The organism is Vibrio ziniensis (assembly GCF_011064285.1).
In the GTDB taxonomy this organism is placed as follows: Bacteria; Pseudomonadota; Gammaproteobacteria; order Enterobacterales; family Vibrionaceae; genus Vibrio; species Vibrio ziniensis.
Map to the genome: position 1 here is coordinate 330,501 of NZ_CP049332.1, position 19,847 is coordinate 350,347.

Consider the following 19,847-nt stretch of genomic DNA (forward strand, 5'->3'; position numbering starts at 1 on the left):
TTAAGTACTAATACTTATTTATTATGAATAACTGCAATATACGCATCGTATTTGACGATACGATAAATCAAGGCTTTGACATGAGTAACGGCATCATTATATTAACTTCATTGCATTATGATCGGCTAATTCAGGAACTCAGAGATAGCGTATGAAAGTGATTATTCTTCACGGGCTGTACATGCACGGTATTGCGATGTTGCCACTTAGCCAACGTCTTGAAAAACTGGGTTATAAGAGCCAAGTCGTAAGCTATAACACAGTGGCGATTGATGAAAACAAAGTGTTTTCAGCCATTGATAAAGCGCTCGATCACAAGCAAATCAATATTCTTGTAGGACACAGTTTGGGTGGAGTGGTGATCAAACGATATCTCGCTTCACGCAAACCAGATGCAAACTTAATTTCCCATGTCATCGCCTTGGGGTCTCCGATAAATGGCGCTTCTATCGTTGGCAAAATTCAGCAGATGGGTCTGGGTATGTTATTGGGAAATTCAGCGAAGTTTGGGCTGCAAAAGCACGAAGATAAATGGGATTTCCCGCAAAAACTGGGAAGCTTAGCTGGCACTATTCCCATTGGCGTACGTTCATTATTAATGGGGAGAGACGCGGCTCATTCTGATGGAACAGTAACGGTCGAAGAAACTAAAATTTCGGGAATGACGGCGCACCATTTGGTGAGAAATACTCACACCAGTTTGATATACAGCTCGGGTGTTGCAGAACAAATCGATTACTTCATACGTCATGATAAGTTCGCGCAAGAAAAAGCCCGAATAAAAGCGGAATGAATAGGCAAGTTTGCTTTTATTCGGGAAAAAGTGCAGGTATGGAACGAAATCTGTTAAACAGTAAAAGCTCCTATGTACTGTTTTAAGTGTTCTGTTTGAGCTTGTACCGCGTGGTAAGTCTCTGTGGTGTCATTGGCGATATTCTCAATATCTAAAGAAGACTGACTGATCGCTTGGACGCTGTTATTTACGTTCACCGATAGCAACTGCTGATCTTGAGCAAGCTTTGCTATTTGGCTATCCATATTGGCAATTTCTTCAGCAGCAGTAACGATGGCATGGTAAGACTCACCCGCTTCCGTGACTTGCTGTAAGCTCACGCCAATTTGTTGTTGGCATTGGCTCATTAATTCTTGTGCGTTGGTGGCTTGTGACTGCAAGTTGTCAATAATGCCGCCAATCTCATCAATTGAGTTTTGTGTTTGCTGCGCAAGTTCTCGCACTTGATCAGCGACTACAGCAAAACCGCGACCACTTTCACCAGCTCGAGCAGCTTCAATCGCAGCGTTAAGCGCAAGTAAGTTGGTTTGCTTAGTAATATTGCTAATCACATCGGAAATGACGCCAATATCAAAACTCCCACGGTACAAACCTTCGATGACTTCGCCAGTTTGACCAATCAGCTTCGACATATTCTCTGTGCGCGAGATAGAATTCACGATGCTCTGCTCACCAATTTGCGCTTGTTGCTTCGCCATTCCACTCTTTTCTGATGCCTGTTGAGTGACTTGGTCGATGTATTGCGTATTCTCTGTAAGCTCTTGAGATGCGCCAACAATCTGACCAATCTCTATTTTTTGTGCATCAACACTCTGTTGGGTGTGAGCCACTTTTGCTGCCAACTCTTCAGAAACTAAATCCAGTGAGTGAACACTCTCTTTCACGGCAATGATCAAATTAAGCAGGTTCTGTTGCATGCTATTAAATGCGGTAGCAGCCTGACCAAATTCGTCGTTGTAAAAATCTTTGTTTGCCAACGATGCTTGCAATTGGCCTTGCCCAACAATCGACATGTGTGCTTTTAGTCGGTTGAGTGGGTTCAAAACGCGCTTCGCTGTGTAATAGCTAAATGCCACCAGCAAAATAACCACCACGCTCGCAGCAATCACTGACCACTGAATAGCCTGCTCGATGTCAGCTTGTTTACTCTCTTTTATCGCGTTTGCTTCTTGCTCTAAATCGTTTTGTAGCTGAGTCAGGCGATCAACAATGGCATTAAAAGGCGCAAGCATTGGACCTAGCATTTCTTTGCGTGCTTCATCCATTTTGCCTTCATCAATTAGGCTGATGTAATGCTGTTGCATCGCTCTGTAGCCATCAATGCGACGCTCAAAATCGTACACCGCAGCTTGAATATCACTGGTATCCGCTAGAGCTTTCATGCGTTTCAACGAATCATTTACTTTCTTGTCATTCACTCCGATGGTTTGAACAATCTGCTTGTGTTGCTGTTCATCCGAAGTCAAACCGTAGTCCAACGCAAAACGACGGTAAGTTACCGTGTAGTAACGAAGATCGGAAACCGTCGTCATCAAACTGACATTTCGGTCTACAACGTTACCAAACTGCGACTGCACGCGAGTCAAAGTAAACAAGAGATATATGGACAACGCGACAATAGCGGCAACGGCTATAAACGCATTTCCTCGAACTAAATTTGTAATTGAAAAAGAACGCATATAAATGCCCTAACGACCTAACAACGGGCAAAATTTAACAGAAATGGAATAATAAATATGTCCGATTAACCCTATTAATTTAATAGGAATAATCTATAGAAAAAGCCCAAGAGGTCCCTCTCTTGAGCTTTGCATTGAAATGATTTGATTAAGCGGCGATACCAAAACCGTAAGAATCAAGCGCTAAGATTTCTAGATCAATAGCGCGATGCAATACTTCACCTATTTCATCATCGTAGCTTGTACCTAAGATACAAGGCAGAGGAAGATAATGATCCGGCGTAGGATGGTTGAACCTTGCATGAGGTCCTTGGTTTAAGTAGTCCAACAACGCACTGATATTACCTGATGCAAGCTGGTCACTCACCCATCCTGTAAACTGATTCACCTTCTCCACACGATGTGGGTCTTGAACTGGTGCAAAGATTTCACGCAAGTTATGGCTAATACCACCAGAGCCTACAAACAGCACGCCTTCTTCACGAAGTGGACGTAACCAACGGCCAATTTCATAGTGAGAAACCGCATCCATATAGCTATTAATAGACACCTGAATGATCGGCACATTTTTTTGTGGATACATGTATAGCATTGGTATCCAAGCCCCGTGATCCAAACCTTGGTTCGAATCAAGTTGAGCACTTATGCCAGCATCTTTTAGCAATTTAGCGGCTTTTTGAGCCAAATCAGGCGCACCTTTCGCTGAGTAGTCGATGTCATAAAGTGGTTTAGGGAATCCATAGAAGTCATGGATTGTTCCTAAGCTATGTCCACTGGTGATAGTGACTGGACCACGGCGATCGTAATGAGCAGAAAAAATTACAATGGCTTTAGGCTCTGCAAATTTTTCACTGAGCTGTTTAAAGAATTCTGTGGTTTGCGAATGTTCAAGCGCCATCATTGGAGAACCATGTGATAAGAACAATGCTGGCATACGTTGAGTTGATTTCATTTTACTTCTCCTGATTCGGCGGCTTTCGTTTTTTAGTCTTAGTGCTATGTCTGTCTTAAAGCTATATCTGTCTTAAAACTATGTCTGTCCTAACACTATGTTGGCTTAAATCTAAGCTCGCCTTGACTATGTCGCTTAATATACCTATCAACTCACGTATGATAAAATAGCGCCATGTTGCTTAATTATAAACTTGGCATTGCTAATACAGGCAGAAGTCAATATAGACGAAAGTTAAAATAGGCAGAAATTAGTATGGACAAAATAGTTGCGATGAGAGCTTTCACAACCGTTGTATCGGAAGGAAGCTTCGTTAAAGCCGCTGACAAGCTGGAGCTGTCACCACAATTGATCAGTAAATATGTCGCCCAACTTGAAGATGATTTAAAGATACGGCTGCTCAACCGAACGACGCGACGAGTAAATCTAACTGAGGCAGGACAAGCTTATTTCGACCGCTGTCATCAAGTATTAATGGATATTGATGATATGGAAAATGCCATTTCGAACTTGCATACCCAAGTTTCTGGCACTTTGCGTATCAGCGCGCCAATGTCGTTTGGGGTTTATCATTTGTCCGACCCTATCGAAAAATTCCAAACTCAGTTTCCTGAAATTAAAGTCGAACTGTTTTTGACCGACCGCAAAGTCGATATTCTCGAAGAAGGGGTTGATATTGCACTGCGTATCGGACATCTCAAAGACTCAGCGCTTGTGGCTAAAAAAATCACGCCAATCAATCTGTCGGTCTGTGCGGCGCCAAGCTATTGGGATAAACACGGCAGACCAACCAGTTTTGATGAATTGTGCCAGCTTAACTACCTGCGCTTCTCTTACTCTGATCCAAGAAGCCTTTTTATTCGTTGGCCAAAGCACTTATCTGTGCATGATTTTCGCAGTGATTTCGCCAGTAACAACGGCGATGTAATAGTCAAAACGGCAGTATTAGGTCGAGGTTATGCCATTCAGCCTACCTTCTTGACGGGATCTGCTATAGCGAATGGAGAGCTGGAAATTCTGGAAAATTTCCCTATCGAGCCGCTTGGACTTTATGCGCTCTATAGTCACCGCGAGTTTCTTGCATCCAAAGTCAGACACTTCATCGACTTTTTGTCTGGGTTCTACGGCGATGAACCATATTGGGATAACTATTAAGAAAGAAATGGTGTTACGAATACATGTGAGCCCAAATCACTCGGTTGGGCTCATCATCAATGCTTTACCATTTAATAAACTGTCCGCCACTTTTTTACGCGCAGCCTTAACCAGATTGGCCAAAGTTTGTCTGGATACTCCCATCTCAACGGCTGCCTGCTGCTGCTGCATACCTTGATAGTCCACTAGTCGAATCGCCTCAAACTCATCAGCTTCAAGAAATACTTTTTCTAAACTTCCCATGGGTACGCCATTAGGTTTAAAACAGCTTTGAGCTGGAGAACCACAAATTTGACGAGGGATTTTCGGACGCGCCATAACGGCTCCTTCTTTGTATCTAATCTGAATAATTCTTATCTAATCTGAAATTGCCGACGTTTGTTACCGAACAAGTTTGCTTAAACAACAAGCTAGGTTAAACAACAAATTAGGTTAAACAAGTTAGTTCACAGCCATGGCCTGTTTTTCGATTGCTACTGATTGCTGGAAACCTGAAACGAGCCAATCTTGCAGCGTATCTAGCATAGGGTTATCACTCTGCTTTGGATACAAAAAGTAATAGCTATGGCCTGAAAGTACCGTTTGATCAAATGGCTTTATGAGGCGATGCATTGCAAGATCTTGCTCAGCGAGAGTGATGTCACCCACTGCAATACCAAACCCTTGCTGAGCAGCGTTCATGGTTTGATCCAGTGTAGAAAAATGCTGATTACTTTTACTAAACAACTCTTTTTTATCCATATGGTTTAACCACAGTTTCCAGTCACTTTGCTCCGTATTGGCGTGCAACCAAGTTAATCTAGGCAGATCGTCTAACACTAGCTGCTGCCCTAAATCGTTAAGTAACTCCGGACGACAAATCGGCGTTAAGCGTTCTTCAAATAATTGATGACTCACTACCGAAGGAAGCTTGGGTGCTTTGCTGTACATAATCACTGCATCAAACAAATTAAAGTTCGGCTCTAAGTGATGCTTAATGGTTGAGGTCAGCTCCACATCAATATCTGGATGAGCATCCTGAAACGCCATAAGCCTTGGTAGCAACCAAGAGGTCACACAGCTAGGTGCATTAAGTTTAATGGTGGAAGGCGTTGACGAGACTTCTTCAATAGCAACACACAGGCGATGCAGCACATCTTCCGCGTGTGGAATGAATTTCAAGCCTTGCTGAGTCAGTGACAAACCTCTCGCATGACGAAAAAACAGTTTCACCCCTAACAGCTCTTCCAATGAAAGAATTTGTCGGCTGATCGCTCCCTGAGTGAGGTTCAGAGCATTCGCTGCTTTAGTAAAGTTCAAGTGTTCTGCGGTCGCCAGAAAGGCTTGCAACGTTTTCGTCGATGGAAGATGCACACCACACCTCAAGCTATGAATTTTAATCATGGCTAGTATGTGTTTATTTCGATTCTTTTTACAAATTCTTTTTGATTGAATAATCAAAACAAAGAACGAATTGCAAATAAAAACAAATTAAATGCAATTAAACGAATAAAAAATCATGTTGTGCGACTAACTAGCACTAACGAGAGGTCAGTCATGTCTTCACTAGCAGCGTCATTGGTTCCAGAGGTCATAAAAAAATTAATACCTTATCAATCCGCAAGACGTATCGGTGGTTCAGGTAGAGTGTGGCTAAACGCCAACGAACTTGAGTTCCCAATTCATTTCGACAATCAGGCGAAGAGCTATAACCGCTATCCTGATTTTCTTCCTCATGATGTTGCTTCTGCCTATCAAAAATACGCAGGCGTAGAAACACCTGTGCTCGCCGTTCGTGGTGCAGATGAAGCAATCGACCTATTGATTCGTACCTTCTGTCAGCCAGGCAAAGACAAGATTGTTGTTTGCCCTCCGACTTATGCCATGTATGAGTTCTGTGCGGATGCACTTGCAATGGAAACCATTAAGGTGCCACTCGTTGGTGATGCTTTCGATTTGGATAGCCAAGGTGTCATTCAAGCGGCAAAAGAGGCGAATTTGGTCTTTTTATGCTCGCCAAACAACCCAACAGGCAACCTCATCTCACAAGCTGAGATCATCAAAGTATTAGAAGGCACACAGGATGATGCCATCGTCGTAGTCGACGAAGCCTATATCGAATTTGAATTGGCACAGAATGCGGCGAGTTTAATTGCTCAATATCCAAACTTAGTGGTTATCCGCACCCTATCGAAAGCTTTTGGCTTGGCTGCGGTTCGCTGCGGTTTCATCCTAGCAGATAAAAGTGTGATGGATTTCGTCGCAAAACTTATCCCACCTTACCCAATGCCAGATTCAAGCGCGACGGTCGTATTAGCGGCGCTGTCTGAAACAGGTTTAAAGCAGGTAGAAGAGAATACCCAAACTCTTATCAGTACTCGTGACTGGTTCATCGGTGAGCTTAAAAACTTACCTTGCATTGCTCACGTTTACCCGTCATCCACCAATTTCGTGTTAGTACGTACACATTCAGGTGAAGACCTGTTTGCGTATCTTCTAAAGCACGGTATTGTGACTCGCAATCAAAGTCACGATCCTGCACTTAGAAACTGCGTACGAATCACTATCGGTAGCCAATCGAGCATGGAAGAAGTGATCAGTGTGCTCCGCAGTTACCCAACGCAATCGTAGATAATTTATTAAAAGGAATTAACCAATGAAAAAATTAGCTTTAGGTTTAGCTTGTTGTGCGGCACTGTTCGGTTCAGCAGCATTTGCAAAAGAAGTACGTCTTGCTTCTGACTTTACCTACCCTCCATTCAACTATAAGAATGCGGAAGGTACGCCTGTAGGTTTCGACATTGAAATCGCAGATGCGCTATGTGCTCAAGCAAAACTAGAGTGTACTTGGGTTGCACAAAGTTGGGATGCGCTTATCCCTAGCCTGTTAGCGCGTAAATCAGACGTGATCATGGCTTCAATGCGTATCACCGAAGACCGTAAGAAAAAAGTTCTATTCACTAACAAATACTACCAAACGCCAGCTCGCTTCGTGGCAGCTAAACAAGCCGGTTTTGCAATTGATGAAGCCGGTATGAAAGGTAAAGTGATTGGTGTTCAACAAGGCACGATTCACGATCGTTACGTGACTGACAAATTCGGAGCAGTGGCTGAAATCAAACGTTACACAGGTCAGGATGAAGTGTACATCGACATGCAAAATGGTCGTTTAGACGCAACGTTCGGTAACGCAGATCAGCTATCTCTGGCTTTCCTAGACAAAGCTGAAGGCAAAGGTTTTGAGTTCAAAGGTCAGGCAGTAACTGATAAAGCGTATATCGGCGAAGGCACTGCACTAGCACTACGCATGCAAGACAAAGATTTGGCTGAGAAATTTAACCAAGCGATCGTAGAAATTCGCCAAAACGGTACTTACGACAAGATTGCTGCGAAATACTTCACTTTCGACATCTACGGTGAAAACCTTTAATTGAGTTCACCCTCATTAGACATGATTAAGTGAAAATAAAGCCGGCGACCATGCCGGCTTTGTTGTTACTAACGCCCTATCCATTCCAGAACTCATTTGCTTTTCTCCCGAGTACCACTCTTAAATAAAAAATGAGATTTACATCACACCTATTTACTTAGCGTGCTAACTAAATTATATTGCTTAGCACGCTAAGTAAATAAGAGTTAATCATGGTGCACGACGTAGCAAGCCTCAAAGAATTGTCTCTCGCAGAGCAGTTAGCTCGCGTATCACGCCTTTGGAAAATGGTGGCAGATCGCGAATTAGCTCCGCTCGGTCTTACACACCCACGCTGGACTGCCTTATGGAAACTAAGACGTCTAGGTGACAACGTAAGTCAGAAGAGTCTCGCTGAAGCGCTTGAAATTGAACTGCCATCATTAATGCGCACTTTAAATCAATTAGAAGAGCAATCTCTCGTCACTCGTTATAGCTGTAAAAGTGACAAACGCGCTCGAATCGTACGATTGACCGAAGACGGAAAATCTCTGCTCAAACAGATGGAAGAAAAAATCGTCGAAGTCCGCAGTCAGATACTGAATAACATCTGTGATGAAGAGATAAAGATGCTTTCATCGATACTCGACAGAGTCTCACAAAGCGCGCTTGAAGCACTTAGTCAAAAGTCAGAAACCTTAGAATAAAAGAGAAGTTTTAAATCATGACCCCAGATCAAAAATTCGCTCGCTGGATTAAATACTCCTGCTTCGGGTTTGTCTTTGTGTTCGCCTATTTTCTCGTAGCGGACCTTGCGATGCCATTGACACCTCAAGCAATGGCAACCCGTGTCGTCACCAAAATCGCCCCTCAAGTAGGCGGTCAAATTGCCAACGTCTATGTCAAAAACAACCAAGCCGTGCATAAAGGTGATGTACTGTTTGAAATCACCCCTGAAACTTACCAACTAGCGGTTGAACAAGCTGAACTCAATCTCAAGCAGGTAATGCAAAACAACGATCAGCTCGACGCATCCATTGCCGCTGCACAAGCAGACTTAAAAGCGAGCGTTATCGTTGCAGAACAAAAACATCGCGAAGCAAACCGTCTGAATACTCTTTTCCTTCGCAACGGCACATCACAGCAGTTAAAAGATGATGCGCAAAGTGCAGCAGTTGCCGCACAAGCAAATGTATCGGCTGCACAAGCTCGTTTAAAGCAGCTGCAGGTTAATCGTGGTGATGTAGATAATAACAACGTCAGTATTCGTGTGGCACAAAACCAGTTAGATAAAGCAAAGTTAAATCTTTCATACACACGTGTTGTTGCTGAGCACAATGGTATTGTCACTAACCTACAATTGGAAAACGGTACTTACGCGAGTGCTGGCAGCCCACTAGTAGCGCTAGTGGCTGATGAAGTAGATGTGATTGCTGATTTCCGTGAAAAAAGCTTACGTCACTTTGCATCAGACAGCCGCGCGTTAATTGCTTTCGATAGCAAACCGGGGCAAGTGTTTGAAGCTCAGCTCAGCACATTAGACGCAGGTGTGAGTGCAGGTCAGTTCGCCGCTGACGGTAGTCTAGCGACACCAACTACCTCAAGCCGCTGGGTTCGTGATGCACAACGTATGCGCGTTCACTTAGCGATTGATAATAATCTAGTAGAGCAATTGCCTTCTGGCGCACGTGCGACGGTACAGTTGATTCCAGAAAACTCACTCTTTGCATTACTAGCGAGAGCACAAATCCACTTCCTTAGTGCACTCCACTATATCTATTAATTAGGAGGTGGCATGAGATTATGGGATCACCCACTGTCTGCGAACGACCTCAGACAGTGCCTGCGTATTGCCACTGGTGCAACTCTTGGTTTTACCATCAGTAAGATCTTTGGCTGGGATAACGGTGTATTCTTCACTGTTACACCCATGCTGCTTTTGGGTATGGTGCCAGTGATGAGCGCTCACGCCGCGCGCCAGCTTGTCGCGGCGGCGGTAGTCTGTGGTTTGGAAATTGGCATTTTGGGAGGACTGTTCGGGGCTCATCCGGGCATGATGACTATCATCGCGTTCGGTCTGTTCTTAGTGAAATTTGCTTGTATGTCAAGGGGCAGTCTGTTTTTGTTTGGCGCAAACAGCATCATTAGTTTGAGTATCATGCTGCACTTTGCCAGCTACCCAACGACAGACATTAACAATTTAGTTTTTACCAACTTACTGGCAAGTGTGCTTTCCGTTGTCATCGCGTACTTAATGACATTTTTGATTCCCGATGTTGAACAAAGACAGCCACCACCAAGACCAACGGAACCGAAGAAAAGTCATCGCATGCGCCACGAAGCGATCATGGGAGCGACGATTGCCACCTTGTCATTTATTGTCTTTCAGGTGTTCAATTTAAGTGACTCTCTATCCGCGCAAGCTACAACGGTATTGCTGCTTTTTCCTATGAACTGGAATGGCGCTATGGGGTATGCGCGTAAACGTGCGATGGGAACATTGATGGGCGTAACCTTCGGTTTGCTTGGGCAGATACTGCTGTATGACTGGTCAGATTTACTACTCTTCGTTGTTCCTCTGCTCTGGATCGGTTCCATGATCTTCAGCTACATGCACGTAAAAGAATCCAGCGGTTCAGGGGCTGGCTTTGGCGGCTTAACTACGCTTGGGATTTTATTTGGACAGTATCTCTCTCCGGGCGGTGACTTGGTTTACAGTGCTCTTTACCGTGTAAGCAGCATTCTGTTTGCGATTGTTGTGACACTACTGGTGACTTACTTTGTGCATCGATTATTAAACCGTTTTGAATCAACACGATTCAGCCATGAGATGGCATAGTTCGATTATTGAAGACCAGTAAAAAGAAAATTAAATAGATAAAAGGCGCCCACGAATACAAAACGTATTCATGGGCGTTTTTTTATATAGAAGCGAACTATCTGTTGAAACAAATTATCAGTTGAAACAAATAATCAGTTAAACCCGAAAGTCTGTTGGGCAGTTATGCTAATGCTTGAGTTGTGCTAAGGTGCGGAAAAACAAATCCATAGGATAACTCTCAGCCATGTCTCTACTCGCTCAAAGCTTTATTGATAGCGGTGTTCGCTATACCCCACATACCTTTTCTGTGCCACTGGATTACCAACATCCTGATCAGCAAACTATCGAGGTTTTTGCTCGCTCGGTAACATCAGCTCGCGGGGATGATGAACATAAACCTTGGCTTGTTTATTTTCAGGGCGGGCCGGGATTTCCTTCTCCTCGTGCCGTGGCAACCAGCGGTTGGATGAAACGTGCACTTCAACAGTTTCGTATTTTGCTGCTCGATCAGCGCGGCACCGGAAACAGCACCGTCATCAATCATCAGACACTGGCAGGAATGAGCCCTGAGCAACAAGCGCAATATCTAAGTCATTTCAGAGCAGACAACATCGTTCGCGATGCAGAGTTTATTCGCCAGCAATGGAACATTGATAAGTGGGCAATTCTAGGTCAAAGCTTTGGTGGTTTCTGTTCGTTAACGTATCTGTCGCTCTTTCCTGAAAGCTTACTGCGTTCATACATTACTGGCGGTGTGCCTTCGATTTCTCGTCATGCGGACGATGTATATCGTGCCACCTATCAGCGCACATTGGATAAAAACGCCGCTTTCTTTGCGCAATTTCCACAAGCACAAGAGCTTTGCCAACGAATCGCCGATCACCTATTAACCCATGAGGTTCTTTTACCAACAGGTCAGCGCTTCACGGTTGAACAGTTCCAGCAAATTGGTATTAATTTCGGTGTTAGCGACAGCTTTGTTCCAACCTATTTCACCTTGGAAAACGCCTTTATTACCGTAGAAGGTAAAGAGACGCTACGCTACGAGTTTTTGCAATCCATGATGATGGAGCAGAACTTCCAAACCAATCCTATTTATGCACTGTTGCATGAGTCTATCTACTGTCAGGGGTTTGCATCGCTGTGGTCGGCTCATCGAGTCAGACAAGAGTTTCCTCAATTCAATTATCAAAGCGATCAACCTTTCCTTTTCACTGGCGAAATGGTTTTTCCTTGGATGTTTGACAGCTACACCAACCTCAAGTCTTTGCAAAAAGCTGCGCAGATATTGGCAGAAAAAAACGATTGGACAGATCTCTATGACTCCGCGGTACTTGGCAAGAACACCGTACCCGTAAGTTGCGCCGTTTATGCTGACGACATGTTTGTGGAAATGGACATTAGCCGCGAAACCCTCAAGCAAATTCCAAACAGCAAAGCATGGATCACTAACCAATACGAGCATAATGGTCTGCGTGCAGACGGTGAACACATTTTGGATACTCTGATTGGAATGGGTGAACAGACCGCTGCTAACTTAAACCTAGCACTGCTTTAATTCTCCACCGCTCATTTACTGCTAAACAAGTGAAGTACTGATTGTTGTCACTTCACTTGCTTCTCTGTTTTAGAGGTTATTAAAACACCTCGTTATTCAAACGATTATCTTTAATGACTTGCCATACGCGATGCCGATACCACTAACTAATTTGCATATAAAATCACCAAAACGTTATTCATATGATTACCTATTCACCAGCTAATAACTGAACCAATAAGTCCATTTATAAACTTAATATTAGCTAGCATTTTGCACTCTTTTTACCCCAATTCGCATTTTATGCTCAATAAATATTCACATTTGTTTCTAAATTCTAAATAAATGTTAATAAACAGTAATCTCAACCACCAACAAAGTGATCGTGGTCACACTCACAAATTTCACACCCTTATTTGATTTTTGATTTCCTGACTTGACTGATACCCTGCCGCCCACTTCAAAATGAATGTTGAAGTGCATAACTATAAGGAGTGTTCTCAATGGATACCAAAAAGCCGTTATCCTTAACCAGCCGAGTTATCATCGGTATGGTCACCGGTATTTTGACCGGGTTTATCATTCGCGCCCTGTTTGAAGGCAATGGATTCGTCGACGCTTATATCGTCAACGGACTGTTTGAAGTTGGTGGCAAGATCTTCATCGCCAGCTTGAAAATGCTTGTTGTTCCACTGGTGTTTGTATCACTTGTGTGTGGCACAAGCTCTCTAAAAGACATCACGACTCTAGGTCGTATGGGTGGTAAGACACTTTCGTTTTATATCATCACCACTGCTGCCGCGATTACACTTGCTCTGTTCATGGGTACTGTTTTCCAACCAGGAGCAGGTGCGGATCTAACCGCTGCCAGCACGTTCGCTGCAACTGAAGCGCCGTCATTAGGCAAAGTGATCATTGATATGTTCCCAACCAACCCAATCAGCTCGATGGCTGAAGGCAAAACGCTACAAATTATCGTATTTGCATTGTTGTTTGGTATCGCTATCAGTGCGGCAGGTGAAGCCGGTGAACGCGTAGCTGCAATGTTCAACGACCTAAATGAAGTCATCATGAAGCTGGTTGCTTTACTGATGAACATTGCCCCTTATGGCGTGTTTTTCTTAATGGCAAAGCTGTTCACTGGCCTTGGTCTCAGTGCCATTGTGAACTTGGCAGAGTACTTCCTAGTGCTTTCTGCTGCGCTTCTGATCCACGGTTTAGTGACTTACAGCGTTATGTTGAAAGCTTTCGCAGGTCTAAGCCCAATTACTTTCCTACGTAAAATGGAAGATGCGGTGATGTTTGCCTTCTCTACGGCATCATCAAACGCAACGATTCCAGTAACCATGGAAACGGCTAAATACCGCTTAGGTGTGGACAATAAAGTGGCGTCTTTCACGATTCCGCTTGGTGCTACCGTTAACATGGACGGTACAGCGATCATGCAAGGTGTAGCCACAGCGTTCATTGCTCAGGCATTCAACATCGATCTTACGATGGGTGATTACCTAACCGTTATCCTGACTGCAACGCTGGCTTCTATCGGTACTGCTGGTGTTCCGGGCGTCGGTCTGATCATGCTGGCGATGGTTCTGAACCAAGTCGGTCTGCCATTAGAAGGTATTGCTTTGATCATGGGTGTTGACCGTCTGCTTGATATGATTCGTACTGCGGTAAACATTACAGGCGACTGTTGTGTTAGTTGTATCGTTGCGAAATCTGAAAATGCATTAGACATCGATAGATTTAATGACCCATATGCTGGCGAAAAAGAAGAAGAAGTTCATCTTCATAAATAAGCTTGAGTAAAAATTGGAAGCCCCAAGTTGCTACTGCACTTGGGGCTTTTGTATAAATGACTTTTTGTTCTACTTCTTAATACCAATAGGACGGCAATAAACACGCGTCGGCCTGCCGACCTTTCCATGTTCTAAAAATGCGGTCAGTTCGCCTCGCTCTACCGCTTTATCTAGATACCGTCGCGCCGTACTTTTACTGATATTCATCATTTCAGCGACACTACTGGCTGTCTGCTCCACATGAGCGTGAGTAAACTGGGCAACAACCTGATTCAGCGTAAATTCGTCCGTATTGGTACTGGATTCCACCACCGCAGGTGCTTGGTGAAAAAGGCTATCGAGTTCACTTTGATGCAATTTATTCGCTTGAGAGACATGCTGACGTACCTGAATAAACTTATTGAGACTCAGAGACAGTCTCTGGTAATCCACAGGTTTAACTAAGTAATCGAAAGCGCCATAACGATAAGCCAAATTTACCGTTTGAGCATCGTTTGCGGCGGTAATTAAAATGCACTCAGGTTTGTGTTCCAATTTGAGCCAGTCATAAACTAAATCGACTCCGCGTCCGTCTGGTAAATAATTATCTACAATAACCAAATCAGGCTTGGCGACAACCATCATCTCCTTTGCCATTTCAAAGGACACCGCAATACCGACCAGCTTGAGCACAGGCTCTTTGGCAATGAAGTGGGCATGTAACGCTGCGATTTCGCTGTCATCTTCAACGATCATCACTTTCAGCATTGTGGCTCCTCATGCTTTGGGAAGTAAAGTGTAAACGACGTTTCTTGGGCGTCACTGTCCAGCTCAACGTGTCCATTTGCAGCTTCAATAATGGATTGCGTCAGATACAGTCCAATCCCATGTTCTGCTGAATTTGATTTAGTGGTGTAGCCCCATGCAGTCAGTTCATCGAGTGGCTTGGTGATTTCCGTACCGTTATTGGTTATGGATAAACCAAACTCAAGGGAAGACTCCCACATTTCCAACTCAATTTTACCACTGCTTTGACCTTGCACCGCATCCATACTGTTATCCAATAAATTACCTACGACTGCACATAGCTGATCCTGATTCAGCTTGCGTGGCAACTCCTGCCAGTGATCTTCATTGGGTAATAACAGCTCAACCTGGCGTTCCTTTGCTTTCATCAACTTCGCCAGCAGCAAAGCTGATAGTTGGGGAAAACGATCAAACGATTTCAGTTGATCAAGCACCTGTTGATCTGCTCTGGACTGGTTCAACACCACATTCAGTGCCTGCTCATACTGACCAAGCTGAAGCAAACCTGCAAGAATGGAAAGTTGGTTCTGATACTCATGTCGAGTCACCCTCAAACTTTCGATGTATTGTCCAACCTGGCTCAATGTTTCAGACAGTGCTTGTAGCTCTTCTGAAGCACGCAGACTAAATACAGCACCTTGTTCGCCAGTTCTCGACATAGGGAGTGTCACACGCGTCATTACGCAGTTTTGACCATTAATTCGAACAAGCTTGTCTAGGAAGTCATCGCCACTTAATGAGAAAGCTGCGCTGTCATCGACCCAATCTTTAATGTGTGTAGAAAGGATATTGCGGTGTATACCCAATAACTTCCTCGCCGAATCATTAGCAACGTAAATTCGACCATCGCTGTTCACCGCGAGCAGACCTTCGTGGGTCGCTTGCAATACACCTTGCTGTGTCACTAGTGTCTGTTTTAATTCCCAAGGCTCCATATGTTGCATGTTCTTTTTCACATAAGTAGAAAAACGAACCGCAACGCCAATAGACACAACAATGATAAATAGCCCGAACATCAGCAGTCCTGCTAAACGCTTACTGTTTAGCATCTCTAGCGTATTGAGCAGATATCCCACTTTGATCATGCCGATGATCTGCTGATCGCCATTAACAATGGGCGAGATATAACGAACCGAAGGACCGAGTGAGCCAGAGGCATAAGAAAGATAGGACTTACCGTGAAGCAACGCATCGTCAATATCACCACCAGTGACAGGCAGCCCAATGCGTTCTTCAACTGGATGAGTCATACGAATGCCCTGCTTATTACTTACCGTAATAAAATCCGCGTCGCTGACTTGCTCTAGGGTTTTAATCAACGAATGAACTGCGGGAATATCTTGAGATTCTACTGCTGCAATTAAGCTAGGCATCTTTGCTATCTGTTGCGATTGAACCTGAGCCCGCAAAGAAATTTGTTTTGTCAGTACATCATGCAACTGATACGCACTGTACACCCACCAGCCAGCAGCAACCAACAGTAACGCTGCGCTCAACAACCAGAAGAGATGTTTAGTAAATGTGTCTGAGATAAAGCGTACTGTCATTGTGCACATCCAATTAGAAACGGGAAACCAGAACCTATTCGCGTGTTAGGTCGAGGGACGATTCGTGAGTCAACTCACCGCGGTGAATTTAATGAATTTTATGATTTTAAAACCGTTAATTTCACTACGTTTACAAAGCAAATCAGAACCAACACCCACACTGGAAGTTAAGCAAAAAACGAATGACTAGAAATTGATTTTACACAGTAAACGTCTCGGTTGAAGCGATATATATAAGGAAAACCTAGGAGGTAATTATGATTTCTTCAGCCAACTCAAGATTGCTTTTATTAGCATTACTCGGAGTCATTTTATGGTTCTTCCCCGTTCCAGATGGCTTAACAGATAACGCTTGGCAAATGATGGTTATTTTCGTTGTAACCGTTCTGAGCCTGATACTTGCTCCACTGCCTTTAGGCGCGATGGCCCTAATAGGACTTGTCGCTTGTACCATTTTAGGTGTATTGCCGATCAAAACAGCACTCAGCGGTTTTGCTAACCCAACAATTTGGATGATTGCGGCAGCATTCTTTATTTCACGAGGCTTCATCAGCACTGGCTTTGGTCGCCGTGTCGGCTACTGGTTTATTTCAAAACTCGGCCACAATTCGCTTGGTTTGGCTTACGGTTTAGTTCTGACAGATCTTCTTTTTGCTCCTGCTACACCAAGTACAACTGCTCGTTGTGGCGGCATCATTTCTCCTCTTTTCCGCTCTGTCGCTGCGGCCTATGACTCCGATCCTGAAAAAGGAACCGAAAACAAAATTGGCGCTTTCCTTGTTCAATGTATTTTCCAATGTAACGCCATCACTTGTGCCATGTTCCTGACTTCAATGGCGGGTAACCCACTAGCAGCGAACTTCGCAAAAGAACAAGGTGTAGAAATTACATGGGCTGGTTGGGCATTAGCGGCGATTGTTCCAAGTGCATTGTGCCTATTCTTAATCCCTTTGGTGATGTACTACGTTTTTCCACCAGAGTTGAAAAAGACACCTGAAATGCGCGCATTAGCGAAGAAACATTTAGTAGAAATGGGCGCAATGAGCCGCGCTGAATGGATGGTAGGTTTAACCTTCATTGGCATGGTGACTCTTTGGGTACTTGGTCCGACGTTAGGTTTACACGCAACCGTAACCGCACTATTAGGTCTAGTATTCCTGCTTATTACTCGCACCATTACTTGGGATGCAGTGCTTGGCGAAAAAGAAGCGTGGCACACCATCACTTGGTTTGCAGTGTTGGTTATGATGGCGGCTCAACTAAACAGCCTTGGCTTTATTAAGTGGTTTGGCGACTACGTAAGCAGCTCTCTGTCTGGCTTTGGATGGGTAACCACTATCGCGATTTTGCTGCTGGTTTATTACTACAGCCATTATTTAATGGCGAGTGCAATGGCACACATCAGCGCTATGTATTCAGCGTTCCTTGCAATTGCTATTTCAGCGGGAGCACCTCCAATGCTGGCAGCGATTGTTCTGGGTATTTTCAGTAACCTTTATATGTCTACAACCCACTACTCTTCAGGCCCTGCTCCTATTCTGTTTGGTGCAGGTTACCACTCATTGCAAAACTGGTGGAAGATTGGTTTCGTGTTCTCACTCATCGTTATCCCTATCTTCTTCTTCGTGGGTGGCGCATGGTGGAAAATTCTTGGCATGTGGTAAGCCATACATTGAGAAATTAAATTTCACACTATTTTTAGCCCATCTTCGGATGGGCTATTTCGTTTTCACTTAACTGAATTCACTCAATATTTGCCCAAGCTCACACTCCAGCGATTAAATAAATTTATCTGCAACCAGAACCTACCAAGTTCACACTCTGAGCAAATTATCCTTCCTACACTGATGCATATCATTTCGACAACGCTATGAGAAAGTGTAAGGATTCATAATGAAAAGAATGCGTTACTTGCCTTGTTGGCCATTAGCCATACTATCTGTTTTGTTTTCTTCTCCAAGCATCGCTTCTGGTAGCACAAGTCACGGTTTAAATCTAACCCATTCATTCATTGGCTATACCGCAGTATGTATCTTCGTCTTCGCATATATCTTAGTGACTCTTGAGGAGTACTTAAAACTCAGAAAGTCCAAACCCGTATTGCTGGCAGCTGGTTTAATTTGGGCGATGATTGGCTATGTCTATCAGCAACAAGGCGCAACGGAAATTGCTCGTGAAGCACTTGAATACAACTTATTGGAATACGCAGAGCTACTGCTGTTCCTATTAGTCGCCATGACCTACATCAGTGCCATGGAAGAACGGAGGCTGTTTGATGCCTTGCAGGCTTGGATGGTAAGTAAAGGGTTTAATTATCGAACCCTGTTTTGGATCACTGGCTTACTCGCTTTTTTCATTTCCCCCATAGCGGACAACTTAACCACGGCACTCTTAATGTGTGCGGTGGTAATGAAAGTGGGAGGTAAACACAATCATTTTATAAATATCGCCTGTATTAACATCGTCATTGCCGCTAATGCTGGCGGTGCTTTCAGTCCTTTTGGCGATATTACGACACTGATGGTGTGGCAAGCTGGGCATGTGAACTTCACTGAGTTCTTGAGCCTGTTTATTCCAGCCATATCTAACTACATGGTTCCAGCGCTGATTATGTCTTTCTTTGTACCGAAAGAGACACCAGACACCGTCAACGAACATGTGGAGCTAAAACGCGGTGCCAGACGCATCGTGCTGCTGTTCATTCTTACTATTGTCACGGCGGTTAGCTTCCACGCCTTGTTCCATTTCCCTCCAGTAATGGGCATGATGATGGGCTTGGCCTATTTGCAATTCTTCGGCTATTTCTTGCGTAAAACGCTGGCAGGTTCCCTTGCGAAGAAAACCGCTTTGGCTATTGCCAACAATGATGAAGCAGCTCTCAAACGAATCGGTTCTGTGGTGCCTTTTGACGTATTTAGCCGAGTATCACATGCAGAATGGGACACGCTACTGTTCTTCTACGGGGTTGTTATGTGCGTGGGAGGCCTCAGTTTATTAGGCTATCTCACCCTGATTTCCGAGATCATCTACACCCAGTGGGATCCAATGTGGGCGAACGTCACTGTGGGTATCCTATCTTCCATCATCGATAACATTCCAGTGATGTTTGCCGTGTTGTCTATGGAACCTTATATGTCTTTAGGTAACTGGTTGTTAGTAACACTGACAGCAGGTGTTGGCGGTAGCTTATTATCGATCGGATCTGCCGCTGGTGTAGCGTTGATGGGCGCCGCCCACGGCAAATACACCTTCTTCGGTCATTTAAAATGGGCTCCAGCCATTATATTGGGCTATGTGGTGAGCATTGTGTTGCATCTGATGATTAACCACGCGTCGTTCAATATATTCTTTTAACTGTGGAACTTATTGAGTCGCAACTGATAACAAACG

17 protein-coding genes are annotated in these 19,847 nt (G+C 44.1%); 11 read left to right on the forward strand and 6 right to left on the reverse strand.

Annotation, left to right across the window (positions count from 1 at the left end; all coding sequences use genetic code 11):
• The first annotated feature begins 151 nt into the window (after positions 1-151).
• Positions 152-793, forward strand: coding sequence for an esterase/lipase family protein (locus G5S32_RS16505; RefSeq protein ID WP_165313203.1), 642 nt, complete (start codon positions 152-154; stop codon positions 791-793).
• A 53-nt stretch (positions 794-846) separates the two neighbouring features.
• Here G5S32_RS16505 and G5S32_RS16510 read toward each other — a convergent pair whose 3' ends face one another.
• Positions 847-2,472 (reverse strand): methyl-accepting chemotaxis protein, encoded by a 1,626-nt coding sequence (locus tag G5S32_RS16510; protein WP_165313205.1) that lies wholly within the window; start codon positions 2,470-2,472, stop codon positions 847-849.
• 148 nt (positions 2,473-2,620) lie between these two features.
• Positions 2,621-3,424, reverse strand: coding sequence for a DODA-type extradiol aromatic ring-opening family dioxygenase (locus G5S32_RS16515; RefSeq protein WP_165313207.1), 804 nt, complete (start codon positions 3,422-3,424; stop codon positions 2,621-2,623).
• A gap of 255 nt (positions 3,425-3,679) precedes the next feature.
• On the opposite strand from G5S32_RS16515, the gene G5S32_RS16520 reads away from it, so the two are divergent.
• The gene (locus G5S32_RS16520) at positions 3,680-4,579 is read left to right on the forward strand and encodes a LysR family transcriptional regulator (RefSeq protein ID WP_165313209.1); all 900 of its coding nucleotides are present in this window, start codon (positions 3,680-3,682) and stop codon (positions 4,577-4,579) included.
• A 36-nt stretch (positions 4,580-4,615) separates the two neighbouring features.
• On the opposite strand, the gene G5S32_RS16525 is transcribed toward G5S32_RS16520, so the two are convergent.
• Both G5S32_RS16525 and G5S32_RS16530 read right to left on the reverse strand, forming a co-directional pair.
• Positions 4,616-4,897 (reverse strand): DUF134 domain-containing protein, encoded by a 282-nt coding sequence (locus tag G5S32_RS16525; protein ID WP_165313211.1) that lies wholly within the window; start codon positions 4,895-4,897, stop codon positions 4,616-4,618.
• A gap of 123 nt (positions 4,898-5,020) precedes the next feature.
• Positions 5,021-5,932: a LysR substrate-binding domain-containing protein gene (locus G5S32_RS16530; RefSeq protein WP_165313213.1), complete on the reverse strand. Its 912-nt coding sequence runs from the start codon at positions 5,930-5,932 to the stop codon at positions 5,021-5,023.
• Positions 5,933-6,115: 183 nt separating this feature from the next.
• Between G5S32_RS16530 and hisC the strand changes: the two genes are divergently transcribed.
• From hisC to G5S32_RS16565, 7 genes are all read left to right on the forward strand, one after another.
• Positions 6,116-7,189 carry a histidinol-phosphate transaminase gene (gene hisC / locus G5S32_RS16535; protein WP_165313215.1) on the forward strand — a complete coding sequence of 358 codons (1,074 nt, stop codon included), beginning with the start codon at positions 6,116-6,118 and terminating at the stop codon, positions 7,187-7,189.
• 25 nt (positions 7,190-7,214) lie between these two features.
• Positions 7,215-7,988 carry an ABC transporter substrate-binding protein gene (locus tag G5S32_RS16540; RefSeq protein WP_165313217.1) on the forward strand — a complete coding sequence of 258 codons (774 nt, stop codon included), beginning with the start codon at positions 7,215-7,217 and terminating at the stop codon, positions 7,986-7,988.
• Between the two features lie 212 nt (positions 7,989-8,200).
• Complete coding sequence (gene slyA, locus G5S32_RS16545) at positions 8,201-8,674, forward strand: transcriptional regulator SlyA (protein ID WP_165313219.1); 474 nt, start codon at positions 8,201-8,203, stop codon at positions 8,672-8,674.
• A gap of 17 nt (positions 8,675-8,691) precedes the next feature.
• Positions 8,692-9,750 (forward strand): HlyD family secretion protein, encoded by a 1,059-nt coding sequence (locus tag G5S32_RS16550; protein ID WP_165313221.1) that lies wholly within the window; start codon positions 8,692-8,694, stop codon positions 9,748-9,750.
• Between the two features lie 12 nt (positions 9,751-9,762).
• Positions 9,763-10,806 carry a DUF2955 domain-containing protein gene (locus tag G5S32_RS16555; protein WP_165313223.1) on the forward strand — a complete coding sequence of 348 codons (1,044 nt, stop codon included), beginning with the start codon at positions 9,763-9,765 and terminating at the stop codon, positions 10,804-10,806.
• A gap of 226 nt (positions 10,807-11,032) precedes the next feature.
• Positions 11,033-12,346 carry an alpha/beta fold hydrolase gene (locus G5S32_RS16560; RefSeq protein ID WP_165313225.1) on the forward strand — a complete coding sequence of 438 codons (1,314 nt, stop codon included), beginning with the start codon at positions 11,033-11,035 and terminating at the stop codon, positions 12,344-12,346.
• A 482-nt stretch (positions 12,347-12,828) separates the two neighbouring features.
• A complete protein-coding gene (locus tag G5S32_RS16565) occupies positions 12,829-14,124 on the forward strand; it encodes a dicarboxylate/amino acid:cation symporter (protein ID WP_165313227.1) in 1,296 nt (431 codons plus the stop codon).
• Positions 14,125-14,193: 69 nt separating this feature from the next.
• Here G5S32_RS16565 and G5S32_RS16570 read toward each other — a convergent pair whose 3' ends face one another.
• Both G5S32_RS16570 and G5S32_RS16575 read right to left on the reverse strand, forming a co-directional pair.
• The gene (locus G5S32_RS16570; protein WP_165313229.1) at positions 14,194-14,871 is read right to left on the reverse strand and encodes a response regulator; all 678 of its coding nucleotides are present in this window, start codon (positions 14,869-14,871) and stop codon (positions 14,194-14,196) included.
• Positions 14,865-16,457: an ATP-binding protein gene (locus G5S32_RS16575; protein WP_165313231.1), complete on the reverse strand. Its 1,593-nt coding sequence runs from the start codon at positions 16,455-16,457 to the stop codon at positions 14,865-14,867. Before G5S32_RS16575 ends, G5S32_RS16570 begins: the two co-directional genes overlap by 7 nt.
• 257 nt (positions 16,458-16,714) lie before the next feature.
• On the opposite strand from G5S32_RS16575, the gene G5S32_RS16580 reads away from it, so the two are divergent.
• Positions 16,715-18,121, forward strand: coding sequence for an anion permease (locus G5S32_RS16580; protein ID WP_165313233.1), 1,407 nt, complete (start codon positions 16,715-16,717; stop codon positions 18,119-18,121).
• A 238-nt stretch (positions 18,122-18,359) separates the two neighbouring features.
• Positions 18,360-19,811, forward strand: a complete 1,452-nt coding sequence (nhaD, locus tag G5S32_RS16585) for a sodium:proton antiporter NhaD (protein WP_425509219.1) — start codon at positions 18,360-18,362, stop codon at positions 19,809-19,811.
• Positions 19,812-19,847: the final 36 nt, after the last annotated feature.

Bases quoted from the DNA above. Each gene is read 5' to 3' on its own strand.
- G5S32_RS16505 (WP_165313203.1), top strand. From the start codon at position 152: ATGAAAGTGATTATTCTTCACGGGCTGTACATGCACGGTATTGCGATG.
- G5S32_RS16510 (WP_165313205.1), bottom strand. From the start codon at position 2,472: ATGCGTTCTTTTTCAATTACAAATTTAGTTCGAGGAAATGCGTTTATA.
- G5S32_RS16515 (WP_165313207.1), bottom strand. From the start codon at position 3,424: ATGAAATCAACTCAACGTATGCCAGCATTGTTCTTATCACATGGTTCT.
- G5S32_RS16520 (WP_165313209.1), top strand. From the start codon at position 3,680: ATGGACAAAATAGTTGCGATGAGAGCTTTCACAACCGTTGTATCGGAA.
- G5S32_RS16525 (WP_165313211.1), bottom strand. From the start codon at position 4,897: ATGGCGCGTCCGAAAATCCCTCGTCAAATTTGTGGTTCTCCAGCTCAA.
- hisC (WP_165313215.1), top strand. From the start codon at position 6,116: ATGTCTTCACTAGCAGCGTCATTGGTTCCAGAGGTCATAAAAAAATTA.
- G5S32_RS16540 (WP_165313217.1), top strand. From the start codon at position 7,215: ATGAAAAAATTAGCTTTAGGTTTAGCTTGTTGTGCGGCACTGTTCGGT.
- slyA (WP_165313219.1), top strand. From the start codon at position 8,201: ATGGTGCACGACGTAGCAAGCCTCAAAGAATTGTCTCTCGCAGAGCAG.
- G5S32_RS16550 (WP_165313221.1), top strand. From the start codon at position 8,692: ATGACCCCAGATCAAAAATTCGCTCGCTGGATTAAATACTCCTGCTTC.
- G5S32_RS16555 (WP_165313223.1), top strand. From the start codon at position 9,763: ATGAGATTATGGGATCACCCACTGTCTGCGAACGACCTCAGACAGTGC.
- G5S32_RS16560 (WP_165313225.1), top strand. From the start codon at position 11,033: ATGTCTCTACTCGCTCAAAGCTTTATTGATAGCGGTGTTCGCTATACC.
- G5S32_RS16565 (WP_165313227.1), top strand. From the start codon at position 12,829: ATGGATACCAAAAAGCCGTTATCCTTAACCAGCCGAGTTATCATCGGT.
- G5S32_RS16570 (WP_165313229.1), bottom strand. From the start codon at position 14,871: ATGCTGAAAGTGATGATCGTTGAAGATGACAGCGAAATCGCAGCGTTA.
- G5S32_RS16575 (WP_165313231.1), bottom strand. From the start codon at position 16,457: ATGACAGTACGCTTTATCTCAGACACATTTACTAAACATCTCTTCTGG.
- G5S32_RS16580 (WP_165313233.1), top strand. From the start codon at position 16,715: ATGATTTCTTCAGCCAACTCAAGATTGCTTTTATTAGCATTACTCGGA.
- nhaD (WP_425509219.1), top strand. From the start codon at position 18,360: ATGCGTTACTTGCCTTGTTGGCCATTAGCCATACTATCTGTTTTGTTT.